General features: G+C 31.5%; 16 protein-coding genes and 1 other RNA gene. 15 read left to right on the forward strand and 2 right to left on the reverse strand.

What is annotated here, in order from left to right; all coding sequences use genetic code 11:
• The first annotated feature begins 273 nt into the window (after positions 1–273).
• The 4 genes from rnr to B3040_RS07135 all read left to right on the forward strand — a co-directional run bounded on the left by rnr (position 274) and on the right by B3040_RS07135 (position 5046).
• Positions 274–2571, forward strand: a complete 2298-nt coding sequence (gene rnr / locus B3040_RS07120; protein ID WP_291571643.1) for a ribonuclease R — start codon at positions 274–276, stop codon at positions 2569–2571.
• 259 nt (positions 2572–2830) lie between these two features.
• A complete protein-coding gene (smpB, locus tag B3040_RS07125) occupies positions 2831–3298 on the forward strand; it encodes an SsrA-binding protein SmpB (RefSeq protein WP_291571645.1) in 468 nt (155 codons plus the stop codon).
• 310 nt (positions 3299–3608) lie between these two features.
• Positions 3609–3962: a transfer-messenger RNA gene (gene ssrA / locus B3040_RS07130) on the forward strand.
• Between the two features lie 115 nt (positions 3963–4077).
• Positions 4078–5046 (forward strand): tyrosine-type recombinase/integrase, encoded by a 969-nt coding sequence (locus tag B3040_RS07135; protein ID WP_291571647.1) that lies wholly within the window; start codon positions 4078–4080, stop codon positions 5044–5046.
• 286 nt (positions 5047–5332) lie between these two features.
• Here B3040_RS07135 and B3040_RS07140 read toward each other — a convergent pair whose 3' ends face one another.
• Both B3040_RS07140 and B3040_RS07145 read right to left on the reverse strand, forming a co-directional pair.
• Positions 5333–5572, reverse strand: coding sequence for a hypothetical protein (locus B3040_RS07140; RefSeq protein ID WP_291571649.1), 240 nt, complete (start codon positions 5570–5572; stop codon positions 5333–5335).
• Positions 5573–5946: 374 nt separating this feature from the next.
• The gene (locus B3040_RS07145) at positions 5947–6306 is read right to left on the reverse strand and encodes a hypothetical protein (protein WP_291571651.1); all 360 of its coding nucleotides are present in this window, start codon (positions 6304–6306) and stop codon (positions 5947–5949) included.
• Positions 6307–6720: 414 nt separating this feature from the next.
• Between B3040_RS07145 and B3040_RS07150 the strand changes: the two genes are divergently transcribed.
• From B3040_RS07150 to rfbC, 11 genes are all read left to right on the forward strand, one after another.
• On the forward strand, positions 6721–7047 hold the full coding sequence (locus tag B3040_RS07150; protein ID WP_349679164.1) for a DUF6678 family protein: 327 nt from the start codon (positions 6721–6723) through the stop codon (positions 7045–7047).
• Between the two features lie 82 nt (positions 7048–7129).
• Entirely contained in the window at positions 7130–7630 is a 501-nt protein-coding gene (locus B3040_RS07155; RefSeq protein WP_291571655.1) for a DUF2947 family protein, read from the forward strand.
• Between the two features lie 94 nt (positions 7631–7724).
• Positions 7725–8051, forward strand: coding sequence for a DUF7716 domain-containing protein (locus B3040_RS07160; protein WP_291571657.1), 327 nt, complete (start codon positions 7725–7727; stop codon positions 8049–8051).
• Positions 8052–8474: 423 nt separating this feature from the next.
• Complete coding sequence (locus B3040_RS07165; protein WP_291571659.1) at positions 8475–9032, forward strand: recombinase family protein; 558 nt, start codon at positions 8475–8477, stop codon at positions 9030–9032.
• Between the two features lie 1442 nt (positions 9033–10474).
• Positions 10475–11953, forward strand: a complete 1479-nt coding sequence (locus B3040_RS07170; RefSeq protein WP_291571661.1) for an Lsa family ABC-F type ribosomal protection protein — start codon at positions 10475–10477, stop codon at positions 11951–11953.
• Between the two features lie 90 nt (positions 11954–12043).
• On the forward strand, positions 12044–13312 hold the full coding sequence (gene hflX / locus B3040_RS07175; RefSeq protein WP_291571663.1) for a GTPase HflX: 1269 nt from the start codon (positions 12044–12046) through the stop codon (positions 13310–13312).
• A gap of 548 nt (positions 13313–13860) precedes the next feature.
• Complete coding sequence (locus tag B3040_RS07180; protein WP_291571665.1) at positions 13861–15639, forward strand: glycosyltransferase; 1779 nt, start codon at positions 13861–13863, stop codon at positions 15637–15639.
• Positions 15640–15678: 39 nt separating this feature from the next.
• A complete protein-coding gene (gene rfbF / locus B3040_RS07185) occupies positions 15679–16455 on the forward strand; it encodes a glucose-1-phosphate cytidylyltransferase (protein ID WP_291571667.1) in 777 nt (258 codons plus the stop codon).
• A gap of 1 nt (position 16456) precedes the next feature.
• Positions 16457–17536 carry a CDP-glucose 4,6-dehydratase gene (gene rfbG / locus B3040_RS07190; protein ID WP_291571669.1) on the forward strand — a complete coding sequence of 360 codons (1080 nt, stop codon included), beginning with the start codon at positions 16457–16459 and terminating at the stop codon, positions 17534–17536.
• Positions 17526–18758, forward strand: coding sequence for a class I SAM-dependent methyltransferase (locus tag B3040_RS07195; protein ID WP_291571671.1), 1233 nt, complete (start codon positions 17526–17528; stop codon positions 18756–18758). Before rfbG ends, B3040_RS07195 begins: the two co-directional genes overlap by 11 nt.
• The gene (rfbC, locus tag B3040_RS07200; protein ID WP_291571673.1) at positions 18759–19292 is read left to right on the forward strand and encodes a dTDP-4-dehydrorhamnose 3,5-epimerase; all 534 of its coding nucleotides are present in this window, start codon (positions 18759–18761) and stop codon (positions 19290–19292) included. It abuts the gene before it with no gap.
• Positions 19293–19300 lie beyond the last annotated feature (8 nt).

Below are 19300 nucleotides of genomic sequence, written 5' to 3' on the forward strand. Positions count from 1 at the left end.
GATATATAAAGAGTTAAGCTAGAAGTTTTAGCTACTTAAATAGCTAATTAGTGAATAGTTATAACCTAGGAGTGAAAAAATACGAAGAGTACATAGTAAGGTATCTTCAAAAAATAAATAAGTCAGTATGTTGGTCTATTTTGTGTTATACTGCGTCAACAGAACCCTTAGATAGCTCCACTATCTAAGGAACCTGTTTCCTTGTCTAACCCCAAATATACTTCACATCCTTGCCTTGTTATTTGTTTTCAGATACCTAAAAAGGAGGTCAAAATGAATATTAGAGAAGTTTTAATTAACTTTATGAAAGAACAAGCATATAAGCCTATGAATATAAAAGAGCTTGCAAAAATCTTTAGTATAAATAAAAGAGATATGAAGGAATTTGAAAAGCTACTAGATGGAATGGAAGCTGACGGACAAATAATTAAAAATAGAGCAGAGTATTATGGAATTCCAGAGAGAATGGGAATGCTACCAGGAACCTTTCAAGGTCACCAAAGGGGCTTTGGATTTGTAATTGCTGATGAGGAAAGACCAGACATATTTATTCCAGCAAACAATGTAAATGGTGCTATGCATAATGACAGAGTTTTAGTTAAAATCCTAAGAGAGAAAGACAAGGGAAAAAAATGTGAAGGTGAGATAGTACAGGTTATTGAAAGAAGAAATACAAAACTTGTAGGAACTTATGAAGATAGTAAGAATTTTGGTTTTGTAGTTCCGGATAATCAAAAGGTTGCTCAAGATATATTTATTCCTAAAGCAGATAGAAATGGTGCCCAAAGTGGTCAAATCGTTGTGGTGGAAATAACTCGTTGGCCAGAGCAAAGAAGAAATCCAGAGGGAAAAGTTATCGAAATATTAGGAAATAAAGGTGATAAGGGTATTGATATCCTAACTATCATAAGAAAACACAACTTACCTGAAGAATTCCCAATAGAAGTTGAAAACTTTGCAGAAAGAATTCCAGAAGAAATACCTGAAAGTGAATACAAGAGAAGAAAAGATTTAAGAGATGTAAAAATGGTAACCATAGATGGAGAAGATGCTAAGGACTTAGACGATGCTGTTTCCATAGAAAGGCTTTCTAATGGAAATTACAAGTTAGGAGTTCATATTGCAGACGTATCTCATTATGTTAGAGAAAATAACCCACTAGATAAAGAAGCTTTCAAAAGAGGAACTTCAGTATATCTTATAGATAGAGTTATTCCAATGCTTCCAAGAAAGCTATCTAACGGGGTGTGCAGTTTAAATCCAAGAGTAGATAGATTAGCTTTAAGTTGCTTTATGGAAATTGATAATACAGGTAAGGTTTTAGATCATGAAGTCTTTGAAAGTATTATTAAAACCAATGAAAGAATGACCTATACTGATGTTACAAAAATCCTTAGAGATAAAGATGAAGAGTTAATTAAAAAATATGAGTACTTACATGAAGACTTTAAGCACATGGAAGAGCTTTATGAAATACTTAATAAGAAAAGAATGAGTAGAGGTGCCATAGATTTTGAGTTTGAAGAATGTAAAATAATCTTAAATGAAAATGGTAAACCAATTGATGTTAAGCCTTACGAAAGAGCAGTTTCAAATAGAATCATAGAAGAGTTTATGCTTATTGCCAACGAAACAGTGGCAGAACACTTCTTCTGGATGAATGCTCCATTTGTGTACAGAATTCACGAAGATCCAGATGAAGAAAAGCTAATGCACTTTAATGAGTTTGTTCATAACCTAGGATACTTTGTAAAATGGAACAATGATGTTCACCCTAGAATGCTTCAAGAAATTCTAGAGAAGGTAAAAGGTAAGAAAGAAGAAAATGTAGTAAGTACTTTATTACTTCGTTCAATGATGAAGGCTAAGTACTCACCAGAATGTGTAGGACACTTTGGTCTTGCGGCTAAATACTATTGCCACTTCACATCACCAATTAGAAGATACCCAGATCTTACAATCCATAGAATTATAAAAGAATTAATAAATGGAGGACTAGGGGAAGGCAGAGAGAAGAAGCTTAGAAAATTTGTAGACGAAGCCTCTAAACAATCCTCTGATACAGAAAGAATGGCAGTAGAAGCTGAACGTGAAGTAGATGACTTAAAGAAAGCTGAGTACATGTCAGAGAAAATTGGGGAAGAGTTCGAAGGAATTATTTCTTCAGTCACAAATTTTGGTATGTTTGTAGAACTTCCAAACACCATCGAAGGTCTAGTACACATCAGTGCCTTAGGAGACGATTATTACATCTTTGATGAAAAGCACATGGCTTTAATTGGAGAGAGAACTAAGAACATGTATAGACTTGGAGACTCTGTTAAAGTAGTATGCTCAAAGGTTGATATCGCAGCCCATGAAGTTTACTTTGATATAGTTAAAGAAGGTAATGAAGTAGAAGAAGAACTTACAGTGGGAGCATATCCAGTAATATCTTTAAGTGAATTTGAAGATGAAGACCAGGATGAAGCAAGTTATTTCAGACATGAAGATACCACTGAAGATCAAGATAGTGGAACAAATAACACTGTAATAATACAAAAAAGTAATATAGACAACTTAGATGAGTAAACTATAGATACCATAAAAGAATTAAATATTTATGATTTATAATCATAAAATAAACTGGAGCTGTTAAATTAACAGCTCCTTTTCCTCGAAGTAAATGATTTACAAATCTTTGGAAATATAGTATATTCTAAATTACAGGGAACTGAACTTAAAACCTTATGTATAGATAATATGAAATAGTTCTTTTAAGGCTTACTAGTAAAAGGACATGAAAATATTTTAGAAGCCTTTAATTTATAAATTAAAAGTAGGTGAAAATATGGCTAAGAAATTAGGAACTAAAACCGTAGTTGAAAATAGAAAAGCAAGACACGATTACTTCATAGAAGAGACCTTAGAAGCTGGTATTGAATTAGTTGGAACAGAAGTTAAATCCATAAGAGCGGGAAAAGCAAATCTTAGGGATTCCTATGCTGATATAGTAAATGGAGAAGTTTTCGTTAAGAATATGCACATAAGTCCTTATGAGCAAGGAAATATTTTTAATAGAGATCCATTAAGAGAGCGTAAATTACTTCTTCATAAAATACAAATAACTCAATTAATAGGATACACAGCTCAAAAGGGGTATACTCTTGTGCCACTATCTCTTTATCTTAAAGATGGAAGAATTAAAGTTGCTCTTGGTGTATGTAAGGGTAAAAAGGATTATGATAAGAGAGATGCAATGTTAGAAAAAGCTGCTAAAAGAGATATTGATAGAGAAATGAAGGAAAAGTATAGATAACACTAAACTTATTTCCAACATATGTAATCATTGTACCTTGCTATTATTTTAAATTTAGTGTAATATATATTTTGTAGTCACCGATTGCTAATAACAGCTGGTGGTTACAAAATATATGAACTTTGCATATTATAGTTTGTTCTTGCATAAAATAATTGTGCAGTATATAATATAGTAACTTCATATTTCAAAGAAAATTGAATATAGCATTGAAAGTTAACAACTTTGATCTAGTAAATTTAGATAAGCTAAAAAACAGCTTATGGGAATTTGCCAGAGATGCGAAATGCGTTTAAAAGAAGTTTATCATGGGGGCGTACTGGTTTCGACGGGGGTACGTGGCACCTAGGAAGCGAGTGGAGGGAACTCATGGGCCCGCCTTAAAAAACTATGGGAATAAAGATAAACGCAGAAGATAATTTCGCGTTAGCTGCTTAGTTCAGCTCGTTCTACCTTTGAGTCCCACGACTTAGGATAGAGCGTCATTTAGTGGGGAACCGAGCTTAGGAAAGCTTTGACTTAAGAACGGAATTAATGAAGCTACTGAAGTGAAAAGCCTGTTCGTCGGCGTTTCATGGAGGGAATGTTAAAAGATGAACTGCACTCGGAGATGCCTAGTTGTGATGGCTTTCGGACAGGGGTTCGATTCCCCTCGCCTCCACCAAATACATAGTGTTATCAATGGTTTATAGCACTTTAACGATTAAGATTACAAGTTCGATTCGGAAGAAATTCTTCTGTGTTCGATACCTGTAATCTTTTTTATTTGAGGTGTTAAAATGGCTAAAAGACTACAATTAACAAAAAATGTTACTCCGATTGGCTTTGATAACGAGGTAACAGCAGAATATTTCGACCTACAGGATTTTATTGAAAAGCAGAAAGACTTTATCATCTACAAGAGGTCACAAAACCTGTCTACAAGGACTTTGTACGATTATGACAGGGCTTTTCTTTACATGAATAATTACATTAATGAGTACTACTCGGACACCACAATTCGATACGACATTACATTGATTAGAGGGTATATTTCATTTATGTTAGAGAAGGTTTCTCCAAACACTACCAATATCAGAATACGCTATTTAAAGGTATATCTAGCGTTTTTAGAAGATGAAGGATTTGTTAAGGATAGAATCAACGAAAGAGTCAAAAAGGTTAGGGAGGTTAAGAACGAGAAGCAACCTCTAACTCAAACCGATATAAAGAAGTTACTCAAGGTAATCAACATGACTTCATACGCAGGATTAAGAGATTATGTTATAATACTTCTCATGCTATCCGTAGGTACAAGGGTAAATGAAACTGTCAATATAAGGGTTAAGGATGTGAATTTAAAGGATAAGTATATCATCATAAACGGAGAAACTGCAAAGAACAGGACACAAAGGATTGTACCATTGAACAATAAGTTACAACCATATGTTAAGAAGCTAGTGGAAATTGCTAATGATGTTAACAGTGAGTATCTTTTTCTATCAAGTGTATCACACAGTAAGGTAGCTTTATCTCATATCAAGAGTCAACTAATAGAGTACGGAAAGAAGGCAGGTTTGGATAAAAGTACCTCTCCCCATAAGTTAAGGCATACAGCATTAACCAACATGATAAAGAATGGCAGTAATCCGTTAGATGTCTGTAGAATAGCAGGGCATTCTTCTTTAGAAATAACCATGGCATACTACCATAACAGCATAAATGATTTACACAAGGCTATACAAAAGGATACTTTATCTGATTTATAATACAATAAAAGCTATAAAAAAGAGTGGTTAAGGATTTTATTTCCTCACCACTTTTTTGCTATTGCTATTACTATATATAAATTAAGTTTTTAGGACATACATTGACACTTGTAAAACCATTGGGAATAGTCATTCTAGAGGGGAATTGTGCTGATTTTATAGTGGTAAAAATAGGACATTGCTTAAATACAAATCCGTAAATTTTCCTCGTACCAATACCAATGACACAAAATGGAAGGGTTTAGATATCCCCCCACCCTAAAAAACAGTTCCATCAGAGAGATGGTTAATTTATAGTTCTATCACAAGTCATGTTTAATGCCTCTTCATAGTCATAATATATTGTAGCAAATGCATCATCATCATTCTTATTAACGTAACAGATAACGAAAAACTGGTCAAAGTCTTGAAGGTAATGACTGTGTATAACATAACCTTCATGACGTTCTTCCAGGATTTCTAACAATACTTTCTTAATTACTTCTACATCTTCAGTTTTCCTATTGGCTTTACTATTAATTGTCATTTAATTCACCTCTTTGTTTTTATTTATTATTTTTTAGTTGTGTTCTTGGTTATTATCTAAGATAAAGCTGATAACCACTCTGGATTTCTAGAAACCCCGAGGGTAATAACTAGTAAGGTACTTGTAGGGTAGTCGTTCAATTTAGTATAAATTCTTAATATGAAATATCCGTTACTTAATATGAGTTTATTATTTTATATCTATATAACGGACTGAATTTTAAAAAATTATAATAGATAAAGTAACAATCTGCTTTAGCAGATAAATTTCAATATATCTATATCAATTTAACTATTTCAATCTAACTATTAGTGTTATCAGCACTTCCTAAAGGGGGTTCATAGCATTACCTAGTAAGTGTTGTTAGAACTCCCTCACTCACACAGTAGCTTAAGATAATATTTAGTTGATTTACCTTTGTCCACCTTTTCGGTAAGCAGTTGTCTTTTAATGAGTGACTTCTTCAACTTTCTCCATTTTCTATTACCAATTCCCATAAACTTTGTTATTTGGTCTGCATCAAGAACAAAGAATATACCTCCATCATCTTTCCAATAAATATCGCCGTTTTGGTAACTGTATTGGCTTAATGTTTGTCTTGAATACATTATTGAATATAACTCCATCTCATCTTTACTCATTAAATATGGTGATTTCATTAAGCTTGTCCAGTATCTTATAAAAGGTTGATTGTTATTATCAATAAAAGTGAACCCAGTTCCTTTGACACTCATTTTTTCATTCCTCCTAAAATTATAATGTTGACTTATTTATCATTTTTGTACTAGAAGAGTCTTTAAAAACTCTGTATACTCATTAATCGATTTAGGTCACCAATTGGGGACATTTACAAAAATTGATGTGATGAATAAAACCCATACAAACCTTGGTGTAAAAAGGTTTAAAGGCATATATCAAAAAATTATGAACGGGTAGGTTTTTGTGAGTTTTTAAAAACATCTATACGTAGATAACAAGATAAATAGTCACAATGGGACATATGGTAATAGAATTGTTATAAGATTTTATCGAAAACACTTAATTGATAGATGTTTGTAATTACATGATGTATAATTACATTAATATACAATTGCAAAATATTACTTACATACAGACATAAAGACTTATGTTTAAGGAGTGGAACAAGAGTGCCTTTTAATGAATATCAAAGTTTGATGAATAATACAAAATGGGAAGAAATTAGATTAGCCATGTATGATTACCCATTAACAATACAATGGAGGGTAAAAAATATTGATAATGGATATATAAGCAATTGGGATGCAGAGTGGTTCTATCATTTTAGATTGGGAGGATATGATACTATTGAATGGTTAGAAATGAAAGTACATAATGTAGAAATGAAAAATGATATTATTAATATACTAAGAAGAATCCATGTAGCTGGGGATGTTTTGAAGGACTCTATAAAGGTATATGGCTATAAAAAGGATGGCTTTATTGATTATATATAATATTTCGTATTTTTATAAAGTGCCACAAGGGTAAAATAATATGTCTTATTAATGAAATTAAGAGTTTGAGAGGTATTATTATATGGAAAATAACTTAAATAGTAGTAAATATATAAAGATGAATGATTATAGCGGAAATTGGTACTTTTATGATGAAGAACTAAGAGTTTCAGATGAGGATATTAATAAGATAAAACCTCTATCTATAAATTTTAGCGAACTTCTATGGGAAAAGTATATTAGTAATCGCAATCGTCATTTTAAACTACTTGATAGTCATGATAAATTGTCACTCTTGGAGAAGCAAGGTTATAATTGGTTAGAGGATTGGAATAGTGGCACATACGATAACTTCACAAATTATTTGAGTAAAAACTTACCTTACAATCAAGAAGATACTATAATAGTGTTTTGGTCAAAGGAATCTGCAGTTGAAACAAATTGGAGTATATTTATAAAGCATTGGGTTAACTTCTTTTTTGATGACGAAGGGGTAGTATTAATTAATACATCAAATGAAAAGGTATTAGTATTTTGTTCGGATGGCGTTTTATTAAAAGGAAAGAGAACTTCTGAGTTATAACTCCTATGACGGAATATTCTTATGAAGCATCACAAGGGTAAATTATGAAGGAGTTAATTACAATAATAAAATTTATAAAGATAGGATGATTGTTTTGAATAAGATTTTAAAACTTAGAGATATTTTATTAAATAGTGAAGATTTTAAATGGAGTGACGCATTATTCTTAGTTAGGGATGAAGAGTGGACATTAGATTCAGAATGTGCTGTTCTTGACCCCGATGATGTAGAAGATGATGCAGATGAAGAACCAAGATTCGCAAGTGATAATAATATGAAATATGCTTTAAGCATGCAAGATATTCAAAGCATTGTTGATAATGCTAATCAACAGCATGAATACAGTTCAGAAGGTGAATTATTACAGGCATTTTTATATTACTATGACCATGATGCCTATATAGAGTTTGATACTAAGTAATTTTCTTTTTATACACCCATCTTTCCGATAGCCTACATCACTACCCTTCATAGAATCAATTCTATGCAAAGGGAATTGTCAAGGAAAGAACCCTCAATAAAGATACGGAAAATAAAAAATTGAAGGCTTAAATAGAATCAGAGAATGTGTTATTGAGTAACACCCGACTCCGATATACAACTATCTTTAAACACCCCTACCCCTTACGTATTTACAATACCTTTGAACCATATAAAGTTAGATAGAGTTAAACTGTTTATCAGAAGTGTACTTATAACAAATATATTAAAGTAATGCTAAAGTGTTTGTTATAAGTTAAATTCTAATTTTATAAACAAATGTTTGTTAATATTATTGATTACAAACAAACACTTTGGTATAATATATTCATGAAGTAAGTTATATCAAAGGGGTTGTTATAGTATGAATATTGGGTATGTAAGGGTAAGCACTGTCGAACAGAATGATGGTAGACAAGTTGAAGCATTGGCTAAGCACAATATAGAAAAGTGGTTCAAGGAAAAAGTATCAGCTAAAGATACGAATAGACCACAGTTACAAGCTATGTTAGACTTTGCTAGAGAAGGAGATACAATATATATACATGATTTTTCTAGACTTGCTAGAAGTACAAAAGACTTGTTAGAGTTGATTGAATTACTTCAAGCCAAAGGAATTAATCTAGTAAGTAATAAAGAGAATATTGACACCTCTACACCAACTGGTAAACTGATGCTTACTATGATAGGTGCAATAAATGAATTTGAACGTATGAACCTTTTAGAAAGGCAAAGAGAGGGCATAGCATTAGCTAAAGTTGAAGGTAAATATAAGGGTAGAAAGGAAATAGGCTATCCGTCTAACTGGGAAGATGTTTATAACCAATGGAAGAATAGAAAAATTACTGGTAATAATGCTATGGAATTACTTGGACTTAAACGGAATACATTTTATAAATTGGTGAAGGACTATGAACAATAGGTTTGTAGTTCTTTTTTTATTTGTAGTTGTCATATTTCGTTGCGATTTGTTTATTACTATAAAAAGGTATGTTATAATTTTTGATATGTGTTGTAAGTATTACAAATAATAAATCAGAAAGTGAAGTAATATATGAATTTTATGGGTGTCAATTGGGATGTAATATTTAATGCAAAAAACTATTTTGTACCATGTCTTATATTTTTAATTATATTTATAGTATTATTTATTAAATATAGAGAGGTTATATTTTTTTTAGGTATATTTATGATGTTAATAGGAATTTTTGAATATTCTCCTTGGGGGAAAAATATTAATTCTATAACTAAAACTGTTCTATTGATAATTCAATTAATATTAGGGGTCATAATAGCAGGATTAAGTAGTAGATATAATAACAGGAGGTAATATAAAAAAAATAATTTCTAAAATTGTAGTATTTTTATTTGGTAGTTTTCATGTAAGATGCATCAAAGTAGAATTGCAGAATAAAGCTGAAAAGTCTATCCGTCAATGGCTAGAGTAAAATGGGGGCGATTAACACTTCTCAATACGGAATGTTTACTGGGTGTTATATTCGACTTACTATACTTACATTTTTATAAGAGGTTTTTACACTTTTTAGGCCTATTTGTTTACTCCAAGTCTATATTATGATAAAATGAAAAATAACAGCAAATCGGATACTCCGAATGGGACTTTTGATGAATAATTGCTACAAGCATTGATATAACTGGAAAAACTAAGATAAGTGGAAGCTTTCGGACAGGGGTTCGATTCCCCTCGCCTCCACCATTGAAACCCTCGACTAATTAAATTAGTCGAGGGTTTTTTCCATTTGTAAGGAAGTTTAGAATTACATAAGGTGAACCGTATTATAAGTGACGTAGACTTTCTTGTTTAAGAATTATAAAATTTGAGGTTTAGTATAATATAAATGACTTCTTTATCATTGATACAGAAGAATTGCTCGTATTCTGTCATAGATTTCCTTGAACTGTTTATTGCATTTTAAAAGTAAGTGTGATATAATCTGAACAAATATGATGATTGGAGTTGGAAAGATGATTAAATTTTCTTGCTAGTTTTACCAAGCATAATAAAATTGTGGGTTCGTATAATGCCATTTTTTTGTTGTGCCTATGCAAGAGATTAATTGTTTTTCCGCTCAGAAAATATATACTCGTCATGCTCCTAATAGGGGTTTGTCTTTGCTGTATTTATGAGCTGCAAGAATAATAATTTCTTGCAGCTCATATTTTTTATAAATCGTGAGAATAAGTAGGAGGGATTATACAATGGATAATAAAGATACTTCGCTAACGCATGATAATCTTCATATAGAGCCGGATGCTTCGGGCGACATTTATATGGAGTAATACTAGTCGCCTATTGGTCCGACTTTGTTATTTGTACTTTTAATTACAAAGGAGGATAAAAATATGTCTTTAATAAATGTAACAAATCTGACCTTCGCTTATGAAGGCAGTTATGATAATATTTTTGAAAATGTAAGCTTTCAAATTGATACCGATTGGAAATTGGGCTTTACCGGAAGAAATGGACGAGGAAAAACTACCTTTCTGAATCTTTTACTTGGTAAATATGAATATACTGGAAATATCTCAACGAATGTAACCTTTGAATATTTTCCTTATGAGGTGCAGGAACAAGAAAATTTTACTATAGATATCATAAGAGAAATCAGTCCAAATTCAATGGATTGGGAAATAATGAAAGAATTATCGCTTTTAGATATAGATGATGATGTTTTATACAGACAGTTTTATACACTATCAAAAGGAGAACAGACCAAGGTATTGCTTGTTGCTATGTTTTTGAAGGAGAACTCCTTCTTGCTTATTGATGAACCTACAAATCATTTAGATGCTGAAGCTAGAAAAAAACTAAGTAGTTACCTTAGAAAAAAGAAAGGATTTATTCTGATTTCACATGATAGGAATTTTTTGGATAACTGTATTGATCATGTTCTTTCAATAAATAAGACGAATATAGAAATACAAAGAGGTGATTTTTCCAGCTGGTGGGAAAACAAACAAAGGCAGGATAACTTTGAGCTTGCAGAAAACGAAAAACTTAGAAAAGATATTAATCGCTTATCGGAGGCTGCTAAACAAACAAGTAATTGGTCTCATGAAGTAGAAAAATCAAAAAAAGGAACAACAAATTCTGGCTCCAAGCTGGATAAAGGTTATGTTGGACATAAAGCTGCTAAAATGATGAAACGTTCTAAGTCAATTGAAAGCAGACAGCAAGCTGCTATTGAAGAAAAGTCTAAACTTCTCAGAAATATTGAAAGCTCTGACAGCCTGAAGATTTCACAGCTTGTTTGTCATAAAAACAAGCTTGTGGAACTTGAGAATGTTTCCATATTTTACGGTGACACCATGGTTTGTAAAGATATTAGCTTTAGTATTGAGAAAGGTGACCGAATTGCACTTAAAGGTAAAAATGGTTCAGGGAAATCAAGCCTTATCAAGCTTATTTGTGGTGAGGATATAAACTACACAGGTAATTTCGATAAAGGAAGTCAGCTTAAAATATCATATGTGTCACAGGATACATCGCATCTTAAGGGAAATCTCACTGATTACGCTTCAAATAACAATATTGATGAAAGTCTTTTTAAGGCTATTTTAAGAAAACTTGATTTTTCCAGAGAGCAATTTGAAAAAGATATGTCATCCTTCAGCGGCGGACAAAAGAAAAAAGTGCTCATTGCAAAGAGTCTTTGCGAAAAAGTTCATGTGCATATCTGGGATGAACCACTTAATTTTATTGATATTATCTCTCGTATGCAGATAGAAGATCTACTTCTTGAATATGCACCAACCTTATTATTTGTAGAGCATGACAGTGAATTTTGCAAAAATATTGCAACAAAGAGTTTTGAACTTTAGCTTTATGAATGAGAATATGTTAAAAGGGGGAGTGACAGAACTCCTCTTTTTATTTGTCAAAATAGAGTAACAATCAACGGAGGAGATTGTATGGAACAAAAACAAAGGGCAATAATTGTAGGCTGTAATCTCAAGAGTGATAAGGAATTTTTAAATATGGTAGAGGAGCTATATAGTCTAGCTGATGCATGTAATATTGAGGTAGTTGGTGAAATTATTCAAAAATTAGAGCGAGTGTATCCGTCACATTATATAGGTAAGGGAAAAATCCAAGAAGTGATTACATTAATCCATAAGAAAGAAGTAGATATGGTTATTTTTAATGATGAGTTGTCTCCTTCACAAATTCGTAATTTAGATATAGCTTTAAAATGTAAAGTAATAGATAGAACGGTTCTAATTTTGGACATTTTGTCTAAGAGGTCTAAAAGCAAAGAAGCACATCTGCAGGTGGAAATAGCAAAATTACAATACATTCTGCCGAGAGTAACTGGACTTGAAGGATCATTAGGTCTGCAGGAAGGAAGTGCCAAGTTTATAAGCAGAGGCTCAGGAGAAGCAAAGCTTGAACTAGATCACAGAAAGATTAAGGATAAAATCAGTGGACTTCAAGCAGAACTGAAAAAACTTGTAATAGAGCGTCAAAATCAAAGAAAACAGCGAAAAAAATCAGGAATACCTGCAGTTGCTTTGGTAGGATATACAAACGCAGGTAAGTCAAGCATTATGAATTCCATGATTGATTTGTACAGCTCTTCAATTGATAAGAAGGTATTTGAAAAGGATATGTTATTCGCTACCTTAGAAACTTATGTAAGAAACATTAAACTGCCCAATAATAAATCCTTCCTGTTAACTGATACAGTAGGATTTATCAGTAAGCTTCCTCACCAGCTTGTAAATGCATTCCGCTCAACTTTAGAGGAAATTACTGAAGCAGATATGTTAGTTCATGTAGTTGACTATTCAATCCCTAATTATAAGCAGCATATTGAAGTTACAAAGAACACATTAAAAGAATTAGGTGCAGATAATATACCTATTATTTATGCCTATAATAAGACAGATTTAGTAGCGGGTGAAATCACAAAAGATGAGAAAGATTGCATATATATTTCTGCTAAAAATAAGGCTGGAATAGATGAGTTAGTAAATGAAATTTGCACGAGGGCTTTCATACAGAATGTTTGCTGCCAACTGCTAATCCCTCATGATAAAGGAAATGTATTGTCATACTTTAGGGACAATGCCAATATCAAATCAACTGAGTATAACAGTGATGGAGCGCTTATATCCATGGAATGTAAGGCAATAGATTATGAAAGATATAGGCAATTTGAAAGCATGATTAAAATATAGTTAGTGATTTAAAGTCAAATTAGTATTTATTCATAATTATTATAGAGTTTAGAATAAATCCATAAAATTGTATTATATTTTGTAAGGAATTTTAAATTATTAAAGGTGAGTTGTACATAAATGAACTAGACTTTTTAGGATAAGTATTGAATGATTTAAAGGTCATGCTACATATATAACAACCGCCTGTAAGTGGTTTAAATAGCTGTTTACATGCGGTTGTGGTTTTTGATAGGTATGGATAGCTCTACCTAATATATGGATTTAATGAAATGTTATAAAATCATTTTATTTGAGATGTTTTGGAAGTTAATCAAGAAGATCATTTGTATTTTATGTTATGTTTAGTATATTATATAGGGAATACGGTTTTGAGATAATAAATTTACACAAAGATCATCAATAAAGAGAAGTATTTAGAGGATATTACCTAAAGATTTAAGCTAATAACTCGATAAATAAAGAGCTGAAGAAAATCGAAACTTATTTTAGTTTTGGTCAGTGTAATATTTAATTTTCAAATAACTTTTGTGGGAAGGTAATTAAACATGAACAATGAAGTTGAGATAATTAAAAGAGAAATAAAAGATAATATAATAAATCTTATAAACAGTAATAGATTAGCAGAGGCTAAAGAATTGATAGGTCAGTACAAACTTAAAGTGATAGATGATTTGGAAATCAGTTCAATTATGGCAGTAATTTATATTAATGAAGGTAAATTTAATGAAGCAGAGCAAATATTGAGAGATGGATTAAAGCAACAAAGTAATAACTTTGATTTAATGTATAATTTAGCATATTTATATGAAAATACTGATTTAAAGTGCTTGCCACTGGCTTTAAGCTATTATAAAAGATGTTGGGCAATTACAGAAGATAACGATCATAAAACTGATATTTTAAACAAAGTTAATAACTTAAAAATGAAACTTGTAACCTTAAATGAATCTGATAGACCTCTAGTAAGTATAGTAGTGCTTGCCTACAATCAATTAGAGTATACAAAATTATGTATAGAAAGTATTTATAAGTATACTTCGAATACTAAGATAGAACTTATTACAGTTAATAATGGTTCGTCTGATGGTACAAAAGCGTATTTTAGTAGTTTGTCAAATGTAAAAAACATTAATATAGTGAATAATGTTAGACCCGTGGATGGATTTAATGCAGGGATAGAATCTGCTGAAGGAAAGTATACTGCATGTGTTTGTAACGATTTTATATTTACGGAAAATTGGTTAGATAATTTACTAAAATGTATTGAATCTGATGAATCAATAGGTTTTGTTTCTCCTGGTGCAAATTTGATAAGTAATAATCAACGTATAGATTGCAGCTATAGCTCAATAGATGAAATGCAAATGTTTGCAAAAAACTATAATATGTCTGATTCAAGTAAATGGGAAGAAAGAATTAAACTATTGCCTTGTGTTTTATTATGTAGAAGTAACCTTTTAAAAGATATTGGTGGATATGATCCAAGATTTTATTATGGTGAGTTTGCTGATGATGATATTAGTTTTAGAATTAGAAGATTAGGGTATAAGTTAATTTATGCAGGAGATACATTTACACATCATGCTGGTTCAATAACTACTGAAAAGGATCATGTAGAAAATAATTCAATAGCAGTAAGTAGAGAAATTTTTATTAATAAACACCACATTGATCCACCTATAGAGTCAACTTTTAATTCTAGTATTGTTAATACAGTAAATTATAAACGTAGAAAAAATATAAATATATTAGGAATTAATACTTTTTGTGGCGGAACACCCTTACAAGTAAAAAATAAATTTAAAAACTTAGGCTTAAGCTCAGTTAAAATAACAAGTTTAACAGAAGCTAATAAATATATGGAAGACTTAAAAACAGTTTCTGAAGAAGTATATTGTATAGGTAATGATAAGTTGGAAGAGAGCGTATCAAATAAGAATTTTGATATTATAATCTACGAAAATGGGATTGAAAATGTTAAGGATATTAATAATACAATCAGTATTTTAAAAAGTTGTCTAAATGAAGGTGGACAATTTATATTCGCTATGTATAACGAATCCTATTACCAAAATTTATTTTGTGTTGATGATTATGAGAAAAGTTTATATAGTGATGGATGTAAATCGTCTTACTTAAATCTACACAAAATAGTTGATATTTTATCGAATAGTAAATTTAGCAACATATCAATCGATAGATTTGTAATTAGATATAATAAAGAACTAGTAAAGAGTTTAGTGAGTGGTGTTTTACCTGAAACTCAAAAGAATTTTCAAGAAAATATTACAACGTATAAGTTTATAATAAGTTGTGAAGTGTAATGCTGTATATTAAGATAAATAGAAAGGTAGATGGTTCATATGAAATTGGTAATATTAGCAGGGGGTTATGGTACGCGCTTAAGTGAAGAAACAATAGTAAAACCTAAGCCAATGGTTGAAATAGGTGGACGTCCTATCATATGGCACATAATGAAGATTTATTCATATTATGGCATAAATGAATTTGTAATTTGCCTAGGGTACAAAGGATATATGATAAAGGAATACTTCGCTAATTACTTTCTACATCAATCTGATGTTACCTTTGATATTGCCAATAATTCAATGAAAATTCATGATAATAACAGTGAACCTTGGAAAGTAACTTTGGTAGATACAGGTGAAGGAACATTAACAGGTGGAAGACTTAAAAAAGTTCAAAAATATGTAGGTGACGAGACATTTTGTTTCACTTATGGAGATGGATTAAGTGATGTTAATATAAAAAAGCTTACAGAGTATCATTATGAGCAGAAAAAAAAAGGAGTAATTGCAACTTTAACAGCGATAAATCCACCTGGAAAATATGGAACTCTAGGCCTAAAAAGTGATAAGGTAATTAATTTTAAGGAGAAACCACAAGGGGAAGATAGTTGGATTAATGGTGGTTTTTTTGTGCTAGAACCAGAGGTTTTTAATTTAATAGAAGGAGATAAAACTTCATGGGAGTTGGGACCACTTGAGTATATTGCTAGAAATGGTAAGTTAGCTGCCTATAGACATAACGGATTTTGGCTTGCTATGGATACGTTAAGAGATAAAATTAAACTTGAGGAGCTATGGGATAGTGGAGAATCCCCATGGAAGGTGTGGTAATATGAAGGAATCATTTTGGAAAGGAAAAAGAGTTCTTATTACCGGTAGCACAGGTTTTAAGGGATGTTGGTTAAGTCTATGGCTTAATAAGTTGGGTGCTGACGTAATTGGGTATTCTTTGCAGCCTCCTTCTAATCCAAATATGTTCGAAACTATTAAATTAAAGCAAAAGATTACTTATATATATGGGAATATACTGGACATGGATAAATTAATGAATAACTTCGAAAAGTATGAACCAGAAGTAGTGTTCCATTTAGCTGCCCAACCACTTGTAAGAAAATCTTATGACGAACCATTTGAAACCTTCAATACTAATGTAATGGGCACCGTAAATGTATTTAATGCAGTTCGAAATTCAAAATCTGTAAAAGTAGTAGTTAATGTAACCAGTGATAAGTGCTACGAAAATAAAGAGTGGAATTGGGGTTACAGAGAAAATGAATCAATGGGGGGGCATGACCCATATAGTTGCAGTAAAGGGTGTGCAGAACTAATTACTAATTCTTTTAGAAAGTCATATTTTACTGAACAAAATATATACCTAGCTTCAGCAAGAGCTGGAAATGTTATCGGTGGTGGCGATTGGGCAGAGGATAGACTAATTCCTGATATAGTAAGATGCTTAGTTAATAATCAAAATCCTGTTATAAGGAATCCATATTCGATAAGACCGTGGCAGCATGTTTTAGAACCTCTTGGTGCTTATATGTTAATAGCAGAAAAAATGTGGGAACATGGACATAAGTATGCAGAAGGATGGAATTTTGGACCTGAAAATGAGAGCACTGTAACAGTAGCTGAAGTAGCTAATCAATTAATGACTTTATGGGGTATGGATGAAGGAATTATTCTTAATATAGATACTCAAAAAAAACTTCATGAAGCACAATTTTTAAAACTTGATTGTTCTAAAGCTAGATATAAGCTTGGATGGTCTCCTAAACTAACTATAAAGGAAACCTTGGATTGGACAATGAAATGGTATAAAGCTTTTGAGGATGAGGTTGATATGTACAGATTTTCACTATCACAGATAGAAAATTATGAGAAGTTAAGGAGCAATGAAAATGGAGTATAAAGCTTGTAGATTTTGTGGAACAGAACTGAAAGATACATTTGTAAACTTAGGAATGTCACCACTTTCAAATTCATATATAAAGTATGAAAATCTTAAGAGAAAAGAAAATTATTATCCTCTTCACGCTTACGTTTGTTCCAAATGCTTTTTAGTCCAACTTGAGGAGTTTGAATCTCCAGAAAATATATTTAGTGATTATGCCTACTTTAGTTCGTATTCAAATAGTTGGTTAAAACATGTGGAAGAATATGTTGATATGATGGCAAAGAGGCTCAAGCTCAATACAAATTCAACGGTAGTAGAAATAGCTAGTAATGATGGGTATTTGCTCCAATTTTTCAAAGGGAAAAACATACCTGTACTGGGGATAGAACCTGCTAAAAATGTAGCTTTAGAGTCAGAAGCAAAGGGAATAAATACAATTAAAGATTTTTTTGGTTTACGGTTAGCAGAGGATCTTAAAAGCAATAAAGTGGAGGCAGATTTGCTTATAGCCAATAATGTCCTTGCACATGTTCCGAATATCAATGATTTTGTTGCAGGAATGAAAAAAATATTAAAGAGTACAGGTGTTATAACTATTGAATTTCCGCATCTACTAAGATTAATAAAGGAAAATCAATTTGATACTATATACCACGAACACTATTCATATCTATCTCTTATTACAGTTACAAGGGTTTTAGAAAAGCATGGACTTGTTATATTTGATGTTGAAGAAGTGCCTACTCACGGTGGTTCTTTAAGAATTTATGCAAAGCATTTTGAAGATTCAGCTAAAGAACTTAATAATAATGTAGCTACGATTTTAAATGAGGAAATAGAATTTGGATTGGATGACCTAAACACATATAAAGCATTTTCTAAGCGTGTAGAAAATATTAAGAGAAATATATTAAGTTTTCTTATTAAGTGTAAAAGTGAGGGAAAGCAAATTGTTGGATACGGAGCACCTGCAAAGGGAAATACGCTTCTAAATTATTGCGGTATAGGAGTTGATTTCTTAGACTATACTGTAGACAAAAGTCCTCATAAGCAAGGGTTGCGCTTGCCAGGTAGTCATATACCGATATATTCTCCAAGTAAGATTATGGAAACAAAACCTGATTATGTAGTTATACTACCATGGAATATAAAGGAAGAGATAGTGGAGCAGATGGGAATAATCAAAAAATGGAATGGAAAATTTGTTACATTGATCCCTAATATAGAGGTTAATTAAATGATATTTAAGGAAACAAAATTAAAGGGTGCATATATAATTGAAATAGAACCAATAGAAGACGAAAGAGGATTCTTTGCACGTTCATGGTGCAAAGAAGAATTCGAAAGCATTGGGTTAAATCCTAATTTAAAGCAGTGTAATATCTCTTATAATAAACATAAAGGAACAATTAGAGGTATGCATTTTCAAACTGCGCCTTATGAGGAAGCAAAACTTGTTAGATGTATAAGAGGGGCAATTTATGATGTGATTATAGATTTAAGGGAGCATTCTGAAACTTTTATGAAGTGGATTGGAGTTGAAATTACTGCCGAAAATAGAAAAGCTCTTTATATTCCAGAAGGGTTTGCTCATGGATTTCAAACAATAGAAGAAAATTCAGAGGTTTTTTATCAGATGTCAGAATCTTATCATGCTGAACATGCTGCAGGGATTAAGTGGAATGATACTACCTTTGGTATAGAATGGCCGTTACCTATCATAAGTATATCTGATAAGGATAATAGCTTTCAATCTTTTAAAGTAAAGTGAGATGTAGA

This window comes from Clostridium sp. UBA4548 (assembly GCF_002387895.1).
Taxonomy (GTDB): domain Bacteria; phylum Bacillota; class Clostridia; order Clostridiales; family Clostridiaceae; genus Clostridium_J.

What these genes read in the sequence shown, in the direction of transcription:
- rnr (WP_291571643.1), top strand. Translation starts at nt 274, where the DNA reads ATGAATATTAGAGAAGTTTTAATTAACTTTATGAAAGAACAAGCATAT.
- smpB (WP_291571645.1), top strand. Translation starts at nt 2,831, where the DNA reads ATGGCTAAGAAATTAGGAACTAAAACCGTAGTTGAAAATAGAAAAGCA.
- B3040_RS07135 (WP_291571647.1), top strand. Translation starts at nt 4,078, where the DNA reads ATGGCTAAAAGACTACAATTAACAAAAAATGTTACTCCGATTGGCTTT.
- B3040_RS07140 (WP_291571649.1), bottom strand. Translation starts at nt 5,572, where the DNA reads ATGACAATTAATAGTAAAGCCAATAGGAAAACTGAAGATGTAGAAGTA.
- B3040_RS07145 (WP_291571651.1), bottom strand. Translation starts at nt 6,306, where the DNA reads ATGAGTGTCAAAGGAACTGGGTTCACTTTTATTGATAATAACAATCAA.
- B3040_RS07155 (WP_291571655.1), top strand. Translation starts at nt 7,130, where the DNA reads ATGGAAAATAACTTAAATAGTAGTAAATATATAAAGATGAATGATTAT.
- B3040_RS07165 (WP_291571659.1), top strand. Translation starts at nt 8,475, where the DNA reads ATGAATATTGGGTATGTAAGGGTAAGCACTGTCGAACAGAATGATGGT.
- B3040_RS07170 (WP_291571661.1), top strand. Translation starts at nt 10,475, where the DNA reads ATGTCTTTAATAAATGTAACAAATCTGACCTTCGCTTATGAAGGCAGT.
- hflX (WP_291571663.1), top strand. Translation starts at nt 12,044, where the DNA reads ATGGAACAAAAACAAAGGGCAATAATTGTAGGCTGTAATCTCAAGAGT.
- B3040_RS07180 (WP_291571665.1), top strand. Translation starts at nt 13,861, where the DNA reads ATGAACAATGAAGTTGAGATAATTAAAAGAGAAATAAAAGATAATATA.
- rfbF (WP_291571667.1), top strand. Translation starts at nt 15,679, where the DNA reads ATGAAATTGGTAATATTAGCAGGGGGTTATGGTACGCGCTTAAGTGAA.
- rfbG (WP_291571669.1), top strand. Translation starts at nt 16,457, where the DNA reads ATGAAGGAATCATTTTGGAAAGGAAAAAGAGTTCTTATTACCGGTAGC.
- B3040_RS07195 (WP_291571671.1), top strand. Translation starts at nt 17,526, where the DNA reads ATGGAGTATAAAGCTTGTAGATTTTGTGGAACAGAACTGAAAGATACA.
- rfbC (WP_291571673.1), top strand. Translation starts at nt 18,759, where the DNA reads ATGATATTTAAGGAAACAAAATTAAAGGGTGCATATATAATTGAAATA.